Here is a 15697-nt window from a genome sequence, read left to right as displayed (position 1 = left end):
AGTTTATTATAAAGTTTAATAAACAGAAAAATCAATATTTTCGAAAGCAAAAAAAGACAACAATATATTTATTGTTGTTCTCAATACATCTACCCACTCTTTTGTTTTTTTCTGTCCGGTTTACTTGAAACTAAATAATGTTTTTCTGAAATATATAAGTCTCTTTTTAATATACGCTTCAAATATGGTCCTAATTTTATCCCGCATATAAGACGCTCTTCACTACCTTCAACAAGTGGAAACATTTCTTTTTCTGTTACGTACTGATCTACTGCTTTTTGTACGATATCAATTTCTTTAACTAGGTTTAGATTTTCTTCTGTATGTTCAAATACCTCAAGCGTTTCCTTCGTAATAAGAAAACTATTTGTTGGAAATGCAAGTAAATACGGCTTTAACAAATCATAATTTACTGTATAATCATCATTTACTAATACTGTATAAACAATATTAGCATTCGTTTCTAGAAACTTAGCCATCGCTTGTTCTAATTCATCTTTCGTAATTTCACGCTCTTCTTTTCCAGTTCTGAAAAAGCGAAACATTGCATCGCCTCCTTTTTACTATATTATAGCATAAAAGAAAACTGAAAAATGACAAAAAAGCCATTGAACGAATTTTTCAATGACTTTTTTCTTAATATACTTATATTTATTTTAAGAACGCACTTAGCATCCATACATGTTGTTCTAATGTTGTATGAATCGCTAACAACATGTCTGCTGATGTTTCATCGCCAGCTTCGCCAGCAACTTCCATACCTTCTTTTAATTCTTGAATAAGTGCAGAGTAATCATTCACTAATGTTTGCACCATTTCTTCTGCAGATTCCTTGCTTGTCCCTTCACTCACACTAGATGTTGCAAGATATTCTTTCATTGTCGCTAGCGGTTTACCTTCCAACGCTAAAATACGTTCTGCTAATTCATCAATATTTGTTCCAGCTTCATTGTAAAACTCTTCAAATTTCTCATGTAACGTAAAGAAGTGTGGTCCTGTCACATACCAGTGATAATTATGTAGTTTCACATATAACACATTCCAGTTTGCTACCTGCTTGTTTAATACTTCAACAACATTTGTTTTCGTACTCATACAATCCACTCCTCTTATCATTTCATAATGTTTATCTTTTAATAACCTAGTTACATGTTACCATACATTTCCTACCCTTTCGAACGATTGGCTCATATGTAACAAAGTTTTAACACCTTTAATGCTTCCCTAATATCTTTTAATTCATGTATGTTTTCAAACACTTCATACGTCTAATTGTCCAAGCTCATACATATGCATAATAGTAAATCAAGCTCATCGTAGTAGAAAGAGGGATAACATGGACAATCAACAATGGCAAGTAGCAAAGAAAGTTGCTGCTACTTATATTGGAACAGTCGTTGGAGCTGGATTTGCTACTGGACGAGAAATTGTTGAATTTTTTACAGTGAACGGATTATATGGAACAATTGGCATATGTGTAAGTGGATTTTTTTTTATTTGGCTTGGCACAAAGATGATGTTACTTTCATCACAAATTGGTGCATTTTCAGCGCAAGAATTCAACAAATATTTATTTGGAGATGTATTTGGCAATGTTGTAAACACACTATTATTACTCGTATTATTTGGTGTAACGAGCGTTATGTTATCAGGAGCTGGGGCGGTATTTGAAGAGCAACTTCGTTTACCAAGACAACTTGGTATTTTCATTATACTGATCGCCTGTCTCATTATAGGTAGTCGCGGGTTACAAGGGGTTTTTGAAGTTAATACACTTGTCGTACCTATTATGATGATTTTTATTATCGGACTTGCTATTACAACTTTTTTTCACGGTACAACTCCTATTAGTGACACTATTCCTGCAGAAAGCTGGAATATGAAGTGGATTACTAGTCCTATTACATATGTCGCCTTAAATCTTTCTCTCGCCCAAAGCGTTCTCGTCCCGTTAGCCAGTGAAGTAAAAGATCGAAAGGCCATTTTATGGGGCGGTATTTTAGGCGGCGCAGGACTTTCTTTAATTTTATTATGTAGCCATTTAGCTATTTTATCAGTCGATCAATTTTATCAATATAATATTCCAATGGCTGAAGTCATAAGAAAATTCAATGCAACTTTTCACTTTTTCTTTGTTCTTATCATTTTCGGTGAAGTGTTCACAACTTTAGTTGGTAATGTGTTCGGAATGACAAAACAAATGCAATCCATCACCGGATGGAAAAGTAACAATATTATTTTCTTCATTTTACTAATTAGTTATTGCTTTAGTTACATTGGTTACAGTGAATTACTCCACATTCTATATCCTATAATTGGATGGTTCAGCATCATTTTACTGCCAATTATTGCTTTTAAACAACTTCAAAAAACATAAAAGAAGCATCCATGTTATTGGATGCTTCTTTTATGTTCATTCACAATCATCGCATACTTCCCAGTACGGCCCCATTTCGATTGCTAAATATGGCTTTAATTGCAAGCGAATCATCCGACTAGGCATGCGTTCTAAAACGAATTGAATCCCTTCTTCATCTTCGTCTAATTCAACTTTTGCAATCGCAATTCTTTGCATAATAGAAATAGGCATTCCATCTTTATATAAAGTGATTTTCACCTCATCATATTCATTAAAATACAATTCAACACTCATTTGATTTTTCAACATTTCATCAACAATTTCATATTTATCATTTCGTTCCTGGATTATATATTTCCAGCCGCCTCTACCTTCTTCTTTCGGAGCTGCTTGAAATAATGTCATCAAATCCTCGTATAGCATAAGATAACCCCTCTCTTACTAAAAAACGATGAGTATTTTATATACCCTTTATCTCTATCACTATCCATATGTATTGTACCATATATCACTGTTCTTACCGTATTCATTTGCTCCATAACTGCATATAAAACAACTGATTTTCTTCATTACTATATGAATTGTCTCTCATTGTATTTCTTAATATGCTTCTAACGCTTTCCAATCATATCAAACATAAGTAAATGCACTCTTTGTCCATCCTCCGCTTAGTATTTCCTTACACTAACAAAAAAAGAAGAGTGACTTTTATCACTCCCCTTAAAAGAATTTCCCCGTAGCTGTTAACGCTAATACAAGTATTAAAATTGTAAATAATAATGATACAATGAAACTAAAAATAGGTAATGCTTTCTTTTCATTCTTCTTAAAGACTAACTTTAAACTAAGAAAGATGTTTACTGGTACAAGTATAAAATAAAAATATTTAACAATTTGCACCGAGCTATTCGAAAGTGTTTTTAAAATAAACACTTCAATTAAAAAGACAATAAAAAATGAAATACTTAACCAAAATGAGACATAACTAAGCCAAGAATGTCTTTTGGTACCCCAATAAACTCCCATAGTAATCTCCTTTATTTGCATTTTATACGATTATAATTATACACAAAGTAAACAAATACCTTTATTTTTCGACAAATATTATACAACATATACCTTTAAATATTATAAAAATACTCTCAATCTCATTTCATTTTACATAATAAAAACAGACTACTCCAATAGCATACTGCTATTTTGGAGATAGTCTGTCCACTGTTACACTTTAAATCTTTCAATTAACCCTTGTAACTCTTCAGCCATTTGAGATAATGTACCCGCCGCCGAACTAATCTCCTCAATGGACGCTAGTTGTTCTTCTGCTGATGCTGCAACGTTTTGAGTACTCGTCGCATTGTTCTGTGCTGTCATTGCAATTTGACCTACTGAAATAGATACTTCATTTGCACCTTTTGACATCCCATTAGCCGTTTCAACCATCGTTTTAATCTGATCTGCAATTTCATTTGTAGATAGTAAAATCTCAGTAAAGTTTTGCTTCGTTTCATTCGCAATAACAAGTCCAGATTGAACTTCTTCATTTACATGCCCCATAGATTTTACCGTCTTACTCATGTCATCTTGTATTTCACATATTAATTTACTAATTTCACTAGAAGATACACTAGACTTCTCCGCCAATTTACGTACTTCATCTGCAACAATTGCAAATCCTCTTCCGTGCTCTCCTGCTCTTGCAGCTTCAATTGCCGCATTCAAAGCTAGAAGATTCGTTTGATCTGCAATATTTTGAATGACTTCTAGTATGTCACCAATTTGTTTTGATTTATTATTTAGCAACTGTATAACTTCATCTGATTGTGAAACAGATTCTGCAATAGACTGCATTTGATTTACTGTTTTTCCTACTAGTTTCCCGCCATCTTCTGCTTTTTCACGAGTATGAGCAGAAGCCGTACTAATTGATGATGAACTATTTGCTACATGCTGAATTCCTTCTGTTACATCAAATAATAACATTGCACCATTTTCTACGCTCGTTGTTTGCGTTGTTGCCCCGCTCGATATTTCATCCATCACCATTGTAATTTGCTCAGTCGCTTCACTCGCTTGTCTTACACTTGCCGTTAGCTCTTCTGATGCTGCTGCAACATGTCCAGCCGAAGTATTAATTCTTCCAATTAACGTTCGCAATGCATCTGTCATCTCATTGAATCCTTTTGCAAGTTGGCCAATTTCATCATTAGAATGAATCTCGATTGTTTGCGTTAAATCTCCCTCACTTATTTCTTTAGAAGTGGCAACTAATCTTTTTAATGGCTTCGTTATAGAAAGTGTCACAAAATAAATAAGTGCTCCGCCTATAACTAATGAAATAAACATAACAATTAACATATTATAAAATACAGGCTGCGCAGCTTCAATTATTTCATTTGAGTACATCGTTCCACCGATTTTCCAACCTGTTTTTACATTTGTAGCAAATACCATTTGTTTTTCGCTGCCATCATACATATATGAAAAAGCACCATGGTTATCTTCATAAATTTTCTTCGCCCAAGCATCAGATGCCTTTTCTCCTGATTTTTCTTGAGGGTGCGCAATTATTTTTTGTTTCTCATCTAAAATGAAAGCATATCCTTTTTTACCAATATTAATTAACTTTGTTGTCTTTAATAAATTATCTAAGCTTAAATCTATTGCTACAACACCATTTTTATCTTCTGTTTGTTTTGCAATCGTTACGACAATATGTCCATTTCCTTTCGCCTTATACGGCTCAGTAATGACAATACCACCTTGTTTTGCCACTGCATCTTTATACCAAGAACGATCTGTTGGATTATAGTCTGCTGCCATTTGTATATTTGGTTCTTGCACAAATTTCTTATCATTCCCAGCAACATATACTTGTTCAACATCTTTATTCAAATTGATATATTGAGATAGCATTTTTCTTAATTCATCTTGATTATCCCCTTGATACATATTACCTTGAATCACCCGTGCAAAATTATTCACGTCATTAAATTTCGCATCAATCATTTGATTGATTAAATTATCCAGTATTTTTATATTGTCGTGAGCACTGCTCGTAATTTGTGATTCAAAATTCTTTTTAGCTGTTTGATAAGACATGCCTCCGATAATAGAGCCAGCCGCAATTAAAATTACAAAAAATGAAATTAATAACTTTTTTGCTACTTTCATATCACGAAACCAATTTAATAGTCTACCCATTACAAACCTCCTGCTTTTCAATTTCAAAAGTTAAATCTAGCGAGTTGTAAACATTTCCCATCCCTAAATTATTATTTTCATAATCTATTACGATGAATACTTTGTAAAGTTTAAACAATTAAATTCCCTTTGTCTATATATTTGAATAATATTATTATAAAATTTACAAATGCAAAAAAAGCCAAAGGGAACCACCCTTTGGCTTTTCATATTTTTTTATGCTGTTTAGAAATCTTTTTCCACTTATCACGCTCAGCTCTCGCAAGAATAGCATCTTGTTTTCTCATAAAATACGCCAGTTCTCTTTGTAATTTTTTATAGCTTTGCAAACGATTTATCGTAATAATTCCGTTATCAATTGCATTATGCACTGCGCACCCTGGCTCATTTTCATGTTTACAATCCCTAAAACGGCACGTTTTTGCTAATTCTTCAATATCAGAAAATGTTGTTTGAATTGCATCGCTTCCTTCCCAAAGCTGCAGCTCCCTCATACCCGGAGTATCAATAACTAAACCACCACTCGGTAATCGGAACAATTCACGATGAGTTGTCGTATGCCTTCCTTTACTATCTTCCTCACGAATATCTCCCGTTTTTGCTACTTCAAGTCCTATTAGCGCATTTAACAAAGTGGATTTTCCAACCCCCGATGACCCGACTAAAGCAATTGTTTTTCCTAAAGAAACAAATTGCTGCAACGATTCAATACCAGTTTGCTCTAAACTATCAACGACGAAGATCGGAACACCAATTGCCACAGCTTCCGTTTCTACAATTTTCTGTTCCACGTCTTCACATAAGCTACTCTTTGTTAAAACAATAACAGGCATTGCACCACTTTCATACGCTAATAGTAAATAACGTTCTATTCTTCTTACGTTAAAATCATGGTTAAGCGCATTTACTAAAAATAGATAATCTACATTTGCTGCTATTACTTGTTCTTCCGTTCGATTACCAGCCTCTTGTCTAGAAAAAGAGCTTCTTCTTTGAAAAATACGATGAATAATTGCTTTCTTTTCATTCTCTATTTTCTTTATATACACCCAATCACCAACTGCTGGATAATCTCCCTTCGTTACTGCTTCATGCCGAAACTTTCCAGACAGCTCTGCCATATATTCACCATCATTACAAATAATTCGATATATATGTTTATGCTCAAGTATAATACGCCCTACTTCAAAGTTCTCTACAGCTTGTTCTTCAAAAAAAGAATCCCAGCCGAATGATTTTAAAATATTTTGATTCAAATTGATATCCTCCCTAGTTTGAGCTAAGCGGAAGGATCGTGCGCTCACTTATACAGTCTCGCCCTTTCCATCCACCTTTGTATTTGGTTTATTATTTATATACGTTATCTTCGCCATAATACATCACTCCGTTCTCATTTTAATTACTCTCATTATATGGAATATTCATTTAAAAAGCTACCTTATTTAACGCAATTTTCAAATATTTTATTTTTCATCATTCTAATTTGTCCACGGTGACTAACCTCATCTTCTAGCACATGAAACCACAGATAGTGTTGGTTATACACTACACCGTTAGGCCACTTTCTTTCTGACATAAGCCATTCATCATCTTGTTCATTCAAATACTTCAGAGATTCTTCTCGAACACTTTGTAGAAGTTGTACATAATACTGTATTTCATTACCACGGATTGTTCTCCCCGCTTTCCCTAAATACAGTGCGTCTTCCCATATTTCTAATTCTTCTTTTGTAAAGTCGCGCTCTTGAAATGAAATAAGTTGATGGGCTTTTTCTATAGCTGCTATATGCTTTAGTAACGCTCCGATGGAATTCCCTCCACTCGTCATAATGAAATCTAATTGCTCAACAGATAGATCGTTTATTTCCTGTAATGTTACAGCCCTCGTATGCTCCAGCATGCTTACTAATTCCCCTATATTTTTTGTATAACCATCTACACTTCTTATTCGATAATCTATATTCATATCACGCACCCCTTTCTACATTCATATTAAGGAATAACCACTTCATATAATAGACTGAAAGATATCAGATTTTTCTGTTATAATTATATTGAATACGTAATAAACCTAAACAAACTTTCTCAATATGCTTCTATGAAATATTAAAAGGAATCAATATAAAAGAATCGAATCTTATTCACTAAAAGGAGTGGATTCGATGGAAATGTATCAATGGCTAACTGCTGTTCTCGTTGGTGGCATTACTGGTTTCGTTTCCCATCTTATCAATAACCAAGGCAAGTTATTGCTTCCACGCCGTTTGAAAACTTTTTTTCACTTTGGGTTTTTGACTGATATTTTCACTGGTAGCTTAGCTGCACTTCTTGGACTCGTTCTATTCGATGTCACCTTAATAAAAGAAATTATAAAAGTATCCATTGTGACAGCTATTTCCGGTCAGACTTTCTTACTGCACCAAGCGCTTGGTGGTGAGCAGGCTAAAAATACACAAATTGGGAAAGCTGATGAGAAGATTCAAGAAATTGACAAATTATTACGACGTTAGTCTATACTTTCTTTAAAAATTATTGCTATAATAAACAATAAATATTTTCTATTGCGTCGTTTGTCAGAAGAAAGGGTGTTTCGTATGACAAAAAAGAAAATAGAAGATTTCTTAACAAACACTGAAAAAGAGGAACTGCTAGAAAACTATAAATGTTTACGAGAAGCCCGCACAAAAAGCGAAGCTAATTATTTTGGTGAAGCAGTAGACCATCTATTAAATAAAGCAAAACAACGAATTATTAAAGATGCAGGCATACATGATGAAAATGCAGCAACTGTTCAATCAAAGAGAAAAGCACTGTTTTAGTTACATTAGCTAAAACAGTGCTTTTTATTTAGAAATTTATCTTCTTCCCATACTATATTCTCTCTGCCTTTATTCTTCCCATTTTTACAGTTTCAAAAGTCATATAGGCCTAGAGATCCACCTAATAATAGGTAAAATAATTGAACTTGTAATGCAATAATCTATATAAGTTTATTAAATCGCTTCTTTTAAATCTGAATGCGGATTTGGTCCGTATTGATTGTCATTTTCTTCACTTTCAATGATAAAAAATACAAGTAAAACAACGCTACCAAACGGTACAAAATTTAATAGTTGCCACCATCCTGTTTTCCCAATATCATGCAATCGTCGTGCACCAACCGAAAAACTTGGTATAATCATTACTAACATAAATAGCAACGCAATAATAGCAACTAACACCTCTGAAAATGATGATAAAAATAACAGTAACCAAAAAATTACGATATTCGATAAACTAAAAGTCCAGTACTCTTTTCGCGTAGCTCTACCACTAAAATTCCCATAATTCTTTAGAGCTTTCAAATACCATTGCATGTGAACTACCCACCACTTAGTATCTCTTACGAGCCTACTTGAAGCGGGGGCTTCTCGGTTCATCGCTACTTTTGATAGCTAACGAATTTGTCCTAGGACAGCCGAGCTAACTCCCTTGTTCCAAAGGTTATTTTGTTACTATTTATGCCAACACTAATAAGCGAATGGCTTCCTTTTTGATATTGATCGCTGCATTATAATCACGGCCAATTGTGAGTCCACACAAACACGCATACATGCGTTCACATAATGGCATTTCTTTTTTATTTCCACAATTACTACACATCTTTGTAGAAGGAAACCATTTATCTATTTTCACAAGCTGTTTTCCTTGTTCTTGTAGCTTATATGCTAAAAATGTCGTGAACATCCCCCAACCATTATCCGCTACACTCTTACCAAATCTAAATGCTCGTGACATTCCTTTCATATGTAAATCTTCGATTGCTACAACGTCAAAACTCGTAGCTAATTCTTTAGACTTATGATGAAGAAAATTTTTACGTTGATTGGCGACCTTTTCATGCAATTTCGCTACACGAATGCGTTGTTTCTTCCAGCGCTCTGAACCTTTCACACGTCTTGCTAATACTCGTTGTGCCTTCGCTAATTTCTCTAACATCTGACGATAAAAGCGAGGATAATTGGCTTTCTCATCTTCGCTACTCACGTATAATTCAGCCATTGCGAAGTCTAATCCAACTACACGTTCTACTTTTTTTGGCGTGATTTCTTTTTCATATTCGGTCAAAATAGACACGTAATACTTACCAGTTGATGTCATCGAAATCGTACACGATTTGATGATATGGTTTGGTGGTATTTCTCTATGTTGCTTCAGTTTCACCATTTTCAATTTCGGTAATTTGATATAACCATGAAATAACATAATATTTCCATTTACTCGATTCGTTGTATAGGATTTTCTACTCTTTTTGCTTTTGAATGTTGGAAAATCATTTTGACCACTAAAAAAATTCTTATACGCAGTTTGCAAATTTAATTGCGCGTTGGCCAACGCTAAGGAATCGACTTCTTTCAACCATTCATACTCCACTTTGTATTTCGCAGGAGTAGGGAATTTTTGTTTCTTCAGTTCTTCCTTATTCGCTTTGTGTTTTTCATATGCTTCTTTTCGTTCAGCCAGCATTTTATTATATACAAATCGTACGCAGCCGAATGTTTTACGTATGAGATGTGCTTGTTCTTCTGTTGGATACAGACGAAATTTGTAAGCCTTATTCTGCTTTTCCATATCCATTCACCCCATTTTCCGCTTCATTTCCCATAAGCTATGACGGTAATCACACAACCTGAACACTACAAAATTATTATCTACTTTCATTGTTATACCAAACTTTACCTCTTATAAGAATAATTATATCAAAGGCGAAATAAATAGGAAAACCAAATGTTTGGCTACGCCAAACCGAAATTCATCTCCCACCTGCCGCTAGACTATCGTCTTTCACACGCCTGAGGAAGGAGACTTCTTTCGGATAATACGTTAAATCTCTCCCTTTTATCCCCAATAATATTAAAACATGTAATTATTAACAGATAAGTAGAAATATAACACCGCATTTATGTAAAATCCATATCCTAATCTAAATTATCCTCTATTTAAATAGTTTTTTCTTTCAGTATTTTTCACATTACTTTCACATCTATTTCACAAATATAAGTAGTCCGATATGCTAAACTAGGTATATCCTTTTCCAAGGAACTATATGCCGATATATAAATCCCTATCTTTATAGGGATTTTTTATTTTTGGAATCCTCATAACTTTGTTACAATACATTTCTTCTACTATTTCTATACTTTAAGTAACCACTGTAATAAAAAGCACATTCATGTATTCACACTCTTATTCATTCTGATTTACGAAATATTTATACAAGCTCTATGATGCACTTCCCGTTTCACTATTCTCAGTAAGCTTTTCACTTCTTCTAAACAGAAATAAAGCTACTACATATAGTAACGCAGTAAAACTACCTATAAGTATAAAATTATGAGATGCTACAAATAACATTCCTGCTATTGCCGCTCCAATCATTTGACCAATATACATAGAAGCATTTGCAAGCGCGGCTCCTGTTCCTCTTGCTACACTAGACATGTTTTGTAAGTGCCTCATCATCAATACAAACAAAATTCCTGTCACGAAAAATAAAACAAAGAACAATAACTCCACCAATATAATGTTTTTTACATGAGGAAGTAATACATATAGCACTGCTGTAAATACAATTCCACCATAAAAAGAAAGATTATAACCAATTTTATTTACGATTCTAGGGCCAAAAATATTCCCTGTTAAATTTCCTAATCCTAATACGAGCATAGCTGTTCCTATTTCATGAACCTGTAAGCCAAATTGAATGGACAGCCATACACCAAAAAATGAAAATGCAGCAAAATTACCAGTTTGAAAAACAAAATATGCAAAATAAGAAATCGAAACCTTTGAATCTGTAAGTAATTGTTTATAGCGCTTTAAGATGTTTGTTTTACTTCCACCTATATGAACCGGTTGTATTTCTGGTAATACTACATAGATAAGAATGACAAGTAGTGTTGATAATATACCAATGACGAAGAATGGTGTTGTATAGTGTATCATTGCCAAATACGATCCAACTGGCAACCCTAAAATTTGAGAGATTGCTAACCCTGCTGTTGCAATTCCAATTGCCTTTACAATTTCCTCCTTCTCTATAAGGAGCGGAATAGATGCCCACACTTGTGGAGATACAAAAGCTGCACTTACACCTGCTAAAAATCTAAATGTTAGCATCCATAGAAAACTCGGTGCCATTCCACATAAAAACGTACTTAACGCAAAAAAACTCATTCCTATTACCATCACTTTTTTTCTGTTTATGCCATCTGATATAGGACCAGCGATAAGCGCAAATCCAGCGTATCCTAAAGCATATGAACTCACCATCCATCCTGATAGCTCAGTTGAAACATGATACACCTGTTGTAATGTCGGTAAAAGTGGTGAAATTAAGAAAGTATCTGTACCTATCATAAACATGATCGTAAAGAATACAGCTAGTACTCTTTTCATTTAAATCTTCTCCTTTTATACAAAAAGAGGGAATTATCCCTCTTCTCAACTAATCTTCTAAAATAGATTCAATCTCTTTCATCACCTTTTCATTCAATGAAACTTCCACCGCTCTGACACTTTCTCTTATTTGCTCCGCTCGTTTCCCACCAGGAATAACAGTATCAATTCCTTTTTTGTTTAATAACCACGCTAAAGCTAAATGCGATACTTCAATATTTTTTTCTTTAGCTAAGCCTTTTAACTTTTCAACTTTTTTAAAGTTACTCTTATATGTATTTTCTTCAAATAGATTTACACTTTGACGCCAATCTCCTTCGCTCAATTTAAAATCTTCTGTATATTTTCCTCCTAGTATCCCAAAGGCAAGGGGTCCGTATGGAATAAATGAAATACCTGATTCTATACAATATGGCAAAAGTTCTTCCCCAACAGCACGATCCAACATATTATACGGTGATTGTACAACATCTATTTGTCCGTGCTGATTCGCTTCTTTTAATTGCTCTACGTTTACGTTAGATATTCCAATTGCACGAATTTTACCTTCTTCTTTCAGGCGATTAAGCTCACCAATTGAATCTATGTAACTTGTTTCTGGATTTGTAAAATGTAAATAATATAAATCAATATAATCAGTTTGTAATCTTCTTAAGCTATTTTCCACAGCATTTCTTAAATAGCTTGGCTCATTATTAATATAAACCTCTCCATTTAATAACGGCTGTATTCCACCTTTTGTAGCAAGTACAACTTCGTGGCGTTTTTCTTTTAATACTTCTCCTACTAATTCCTCTGATCTACCGAAACCGTATGAATCTGCTGTATCAAAAAATGTAATCCCTTGCTGGATAGCTTCTTCTATTAATCGTTTTCCTTCTTCCTCATTCACATCAGCATATAAATTATGCCCCCCTACAGCGTTTGTTCCTAGCCCCAACTTCGAAATATTTAGTCCTGCCTTTTGTAATTTTGTATACTTCATTTTTTCTCCCCCTATATTTCTATTGTTCGAATATATTCGAACAATAGAAATATACCACTTTATATGTTATAGTGCAAACTATATTAACTTATACAAGCAGGTGAAAAAAATGCGTACTCTCTATCATCCAAACCGAGAAGAAATTCAATTCTCTTCTGTCTTATACGCACTTAGCGATCAAATTCGTTTACAAATTGTAACTATGCTATTAGAGAAAAACGAACAATCTTGTGGTGCGTTAAACATTCCAATTGCGAAATCAACTTTATCTCACCATTTCAAAGTTTTACGTGAATCCGGTGTTATGTATACACGCCTTGAAGGAACACAGCGCTTCATTTCAATTCGTGAAGATGACTTACATGCTAGATTTCCCGGTTTATTAGACGTCGTATTACATGCGACAGAACCATACTAAAAAACATCTCATATGAATATGGGATGTTTTTTATTTTTTCTATTCTTTTTATAAAGTGAAACTTTACTCAGTGTGGATTTTGTTCATCACACACTAGAAATATATACGCTTCATTCTTTTTCACTTTATTTTTGTACTGGATCCTTTGGACGCTTTAATTATTTGATTACATTTTATACACATCATTAATATAGGGCCGCCTATCTGTTTCAATTCCTGTAGTTGCTTATGCTCACACTCCTTCATATTATTACCTCCCTTATCATATAATTAGGTCATTTTGTAATCACCATCACTACTAAGTTCATTCCTTATTTAACCTCTGAATAAAACGTTTAAATGCCGATATCCCTTCGTCATCTCGCTTAAAAACACCAGCATCTTCAAGCGCCTGTATAAATTTCCGTCCCACTTCTTCTCTTATAATCTCCTGTACATTTTGTTCATGTATCCGATTGTCATATTTGATTTTTAATTTTTCTGCCCATCGTATATGCGACGTTGAAATATCACTTGGAATGTTAAGTAAGAATTTTTCCACTTCCTGAAGTTCTGTTTTTAAACGCGCAGGTAGTACAGCTAACCCCATTACTTCAATTAGACCGATATTTTCTTTTTTAATATGTTGTATTTCCGCATGAGGGTGAAAAATACCTAGCGGATGTTCTTCACTTGTACGATTGTTTCGCAAAACAAGATCCAATTCGTACATATTATTCCGGTAGCGGGCAATCGGCGTAATCGTATGATGTGGAACATCATTCGTAAATGCAAATATATTAACGGATGGATCACTATATCCCTTCCACCTCTCTAATATGTACTCACCTGCATTTACTATTTGTTCTATGTCGTTACTTCTTAAGCGAATAACTGACATAGGCCATTTAATAATAGAACATTGCATTTCTGGAAAGTTAGTGAGTTCAAAAATAAAGTCATTTGATGCATTTGCCATAGCAAATTCATAATTTCCACCTTGATAATGGTCATGTGTTAAAATAGATCCTCCTACAATTGGCAAATCTGCATTCGAACCAAGGAAATAATGCGGGAATTTTTCTACAAATTTTAACAAACGTAAAAATGTTTGACGGTCAATTTTCATATCACGGTGTTCTGAAGACAATACAATGCAGTGTTCATTGAAGTAAATATACGGAGAATACTGTAGAAACCAGCTTTCATCTGTAAGATTCATACGAATCATACGATGATTCGAGCGTGCTGGATGTCCGATTCTGCCTCTATATCCTTCATTCTCAATACAGAGTAAACATTTTGGATAATTTGTACTTTCCAATACTCTCTCTCTAGCAATTTGTTTCGGGTCTTTTTCCGGTTTTGATAAATTAATTGTAATATCAATGGGTCCATATTCCGTATGTACTTTATAATTTATATTTTTGGCAATTTGCTTCATTTGGATATAGTTGCTGTTTTTACTTAATTCATAGAAGTAATTTGTTGCAGCCTTCGGGTTTTGTTCGTATTTTTCATAAAATAGAGAATTGATAACGGACGGTTTAGACATAAATACATCCATAATTACACCTGCTAAAATCTCCTTCTCGTCCATTACTGCCTCAATGGCTTTATGCATACAAGCATATTCAATTAACTCTTCCAATAACTCCGAAATTGCTTTCTTTGCGGGCGCTGACGCTTCCACTACAAAGTCATCTAAACGAAGTAAGGAAAGGATTTGATTCCTTGTATATATTTCATCTTCTTTTTCAATCAATTGAACTTCAATAGCACGATCAATTAACTGCTGGATAGCTTGATATATCATCAGTATATACCTCCTCTAACCTTTTAGCGGTTTATGTTGTTACGATGCTAGTTCTATGTACCTTTTATCATTTTATGAACAGACGTATAGGATAACCACCATTCTAATATACGTTTTTCTTTCTCCGAAGAAGCTATTAGCATACTTGAATCGCCCGTTTAGTAAGCCATTTTGTTACATTATACGTACGTAAAAACACTTCTACAATCAACATCTTGTCGTATTTTTTAGACATCTTGCTTTTCACTTTTAACATCTCACTAAAAACATAAAAAGGTACATTTTTTGAAGAACGATTTAATGAACACAATGAGGCATAGGCTATAAAACTACCTTTAACTTAAACCCTGATCCTTACCTCTGTGTCCCTCCCCCTGAAGCTAGCCCTTTAATAATAAACGTATCTGCTCCGGTATCGCCGCCGTTCAATTTTTAATGAGCTTCTCAAATAAAATAAGACGGATTCCCTAACTCGATAAGCCAGGATTATTTTTTATT

General features: G+C 33.9%; 16 protein-coding genes and 1 pseudogene. 4 read left to right on the top strand and 13 right to left on the bottom strand.

Translation table 11 applies throughout. The annotated features are described in order from the left end of the window. Positions 1-89: 89 nt before the first annotated feature. Together J0835_RS09945 and J0835_RS09940 are read right to left on the bottom strand one after the other, a co-directional pair. On the bottom strand, positions 90-545 hold the full coding sequence (locus J0835_RS09945; protein ID WP_000488201.1) for a DUF3939 domain-containing protein: 456 nt from the start codon (positions 543-545) through the stop codon (positions 90-92). Positions 546-651: 106 nt separating this feature from the next. Next, positions 652-1095, bottom strand: coding sequence for a Dps family protein (locus J0835_RS09940; RefSeq protein WP_000105195.1), 444 nt, complete (start codon positions 1093-1095; stop codon positions 652-654). A 241-nt stretch (positions 1096-1336) separates the two neighbouring features. Between J0835_RS09940 and J0835_RS09935 the strand changes: the two genes are divergently transcribed. After that, the gene (locus J0835_RS09935; protein WP_087980854.1) at positions 1337-2377 is read left to right on the top strand and encodes a YkvI family membrane protein; all 1041 of its coding nucleotides are present in this window, start codon (positions 1337-1339) and stop codon (positions 2375-2377) included. 36 nt (positions 2378-2413) lie between these two features. Here the strand turns inward: J0835_RS09935 and J0835_RS09930 are convergent, their stop codons facing one another. From J0835_RS09930 to J0835_RS09910, 6 genes and pseudogenes are all read right to left on the bottom strand, one after another. Beyond that, positions 2414-2782: a DUF3979 family protein gene (locus J0835_RS09930; RefSeq protein WP_087980853.1), complete on the bottom strand. Its 369-nt coding sequence runs from the start codon at positions 2780-2782 to the stop codon at positions 2414-2416. A 297-nt stretch (positions 2783-3079) separates the two neighbouring features. After that, positions 3080-3385, bottom strand: coding sequence for a hypothetical protein (locus J0835_RS09925; RefSeq protein WP_087980852.1), 306 nt, complete (start codon positions 3383-3385; stop codon positions 3080-3082). 195 nt (positions 3386-3580) lie between these two features. Then, positions 3581-4399: a methyl-accepting chemotaxis protein gene (locus J0835_RS29190; RefSeq protein WP_413782704.1), complete on the bottom strand. Its 819-nt coding sequence runs from the start codon at positions 4397-4399 to the stop codon at positions 3581-3583. A 123-nt stretch (positions 4400-4522) separates the two neighbouring features. Then, positions 4523-5368, bottom strand: a pseudogene (locus tag J0835_RS29185) (cache domain-containing protein); the annotation flags it as partial. Positions 5369-5769: 401 nt separating this feature from the next. Further along, positions 5770-6819, bottom strand: a complete 1050-nt coding sequence (gene rsgA, locus J0835_RS09915; protein ID WP_140386799.1) for a ribosome small subunit-dependent GTPase A — start codon at positions 6817-6819, stop codon at positions 5770-5772. 182 nt (positions 6820-7001) lie between these two features. After that, entirely contained in the window at positions 7002-7529 is a 528-nt protein-coding gene (locus J0835_RS09910) for a DinB family protein (RefSeq protein WP_087980849.1), read from the bottom strand. 196 nt (positions 7530-7725) lie between these two features. Here J0835_RS09910 and J0835_RS09905 point away from each other — a divergent pair, with 196 nt between their 5' ends. Both J0835_RS09905 and J0835_RS09900 read left to right on the top strand, forming a co-directional pair. Then, positions 7726-8073 carry a DUF4257 domain-containing protein gene (locus J0835_RS09905; protein WP_000426320.1) on the top strand — a complete coding sequence of 116 codons (348 nt, stop codon included), beginning with the start codon at positions 7726-7728 and terminating at the stop codon, positions 8071-8073. 84 nt (positions 8074-8157) lie between these two features. Next, positions 8158-8382 carry a hypothetical protein gene (locus tag J0835_RS09900; protein ID WP_000162604.1) on the top strand — a complete coding sequence of 75 codons (225 nt, stop codon included), beginning with the start codon at positions 8158-8160 and terminating at the stop codon, positions 8380-8382. A gap of 174 nt (positions 8383-8556) precedes the next feature. On the opposite strand, the gene J0835_RS09895 is transcribed toward J0835_RS09900, so the two are convergent. The 4 genes from J0835_RS09895 to J0835_RS09880 all read right to left on the bottom strand — a co-directional run bounded on the left by J0835_RS09895 (position 8557) and on the right by J0835_RS09880 (position 12986). Next, on the bottom strand, positions 8557-8919 hold the full coding sequence (locus tag J0835_RS09895; RefSeq protein ID WP_001198797.1) for a DUF805 domain-containing protein: 363 nt from the start codon (positions 8917-8919) through the stop codon (positions 8557-8559). Positions 8920-9061: 142 nt separating this feature from the next. Beyond that, a complete protein-coding gene (locus tag J0835_RS09890; protein WP_144536306.1) occupies positions 9062-10174 on the bottom strand; it encodes an RNA-guided endonuclease TnpB family protein in 1113 nt (370 codons plus the stop codon). A 651-nt stretch (positions 10175-10825) separates the two neighbouring features. Further along, complete coding sequence (locus J0835_RS09885; protein ID WP_087980290.1) at positions 10826-12001, bottom strand: MFS transporter; 1176 nt, start codon at positions 11999-12001, stop codon at positions 10826-10828. Positions 12002-12050: 49 nt separating this feature from the next. Next, positions 12051-12986, bottom strand: coding sequence for an aldo/keto reductase (locus J0835_RS09880; protein WP_087980289.1), 936 nt, complete (start codon positions 12984-12986; stop codon positions 12051-12053). A gap of 109 nt (positions 12987-13095) precedes the next feature. Between J0835_RS09880 and J0835_RS09875 the strand changes: the two genes are divergently transcribed. Further along, complete coding sequence (locus J0835_RS09875) at positions 13096-13404, top strand: ArsR/SmtB family transcription factor (RefSeq protein WP_061676468.1); 309 nt, start codon at positions 13096-13098, stop codon at positions 13402-13404. A gap of 304 nt (positions 13405-13708) precedes the next feature. Here the strand turns inward: J0835_RS09875 and galT are convergent, their stop codons facing one another. Further along, a complete protein-coding gene (gene galT, locus J0835_RS09870) occupies positions 13709-15199 on the bottom strand; it encodes a UDP-glucose--hexose-1-phosphate uridylyltransferase (protein WP_087980288.1) in 1491 nt (496 codons plus the stop codon). Positions 15200-15697 lie beyond the last annotated feature (498 nt).

This window comes from Bacillus cereus group sp. Sample62 (assembly GCF_036851315.1).
Lineage (GTDB): Bacteria > Bacillota > Bacilli > Bacillales > Bacillaceae_G > Bacillus_A > Bacillus_A wiedmannii.
Note: the sequence above shows the minus strand (reverse complement) of the source record. Positions and strands in the feature narration are given on the sequence as shown.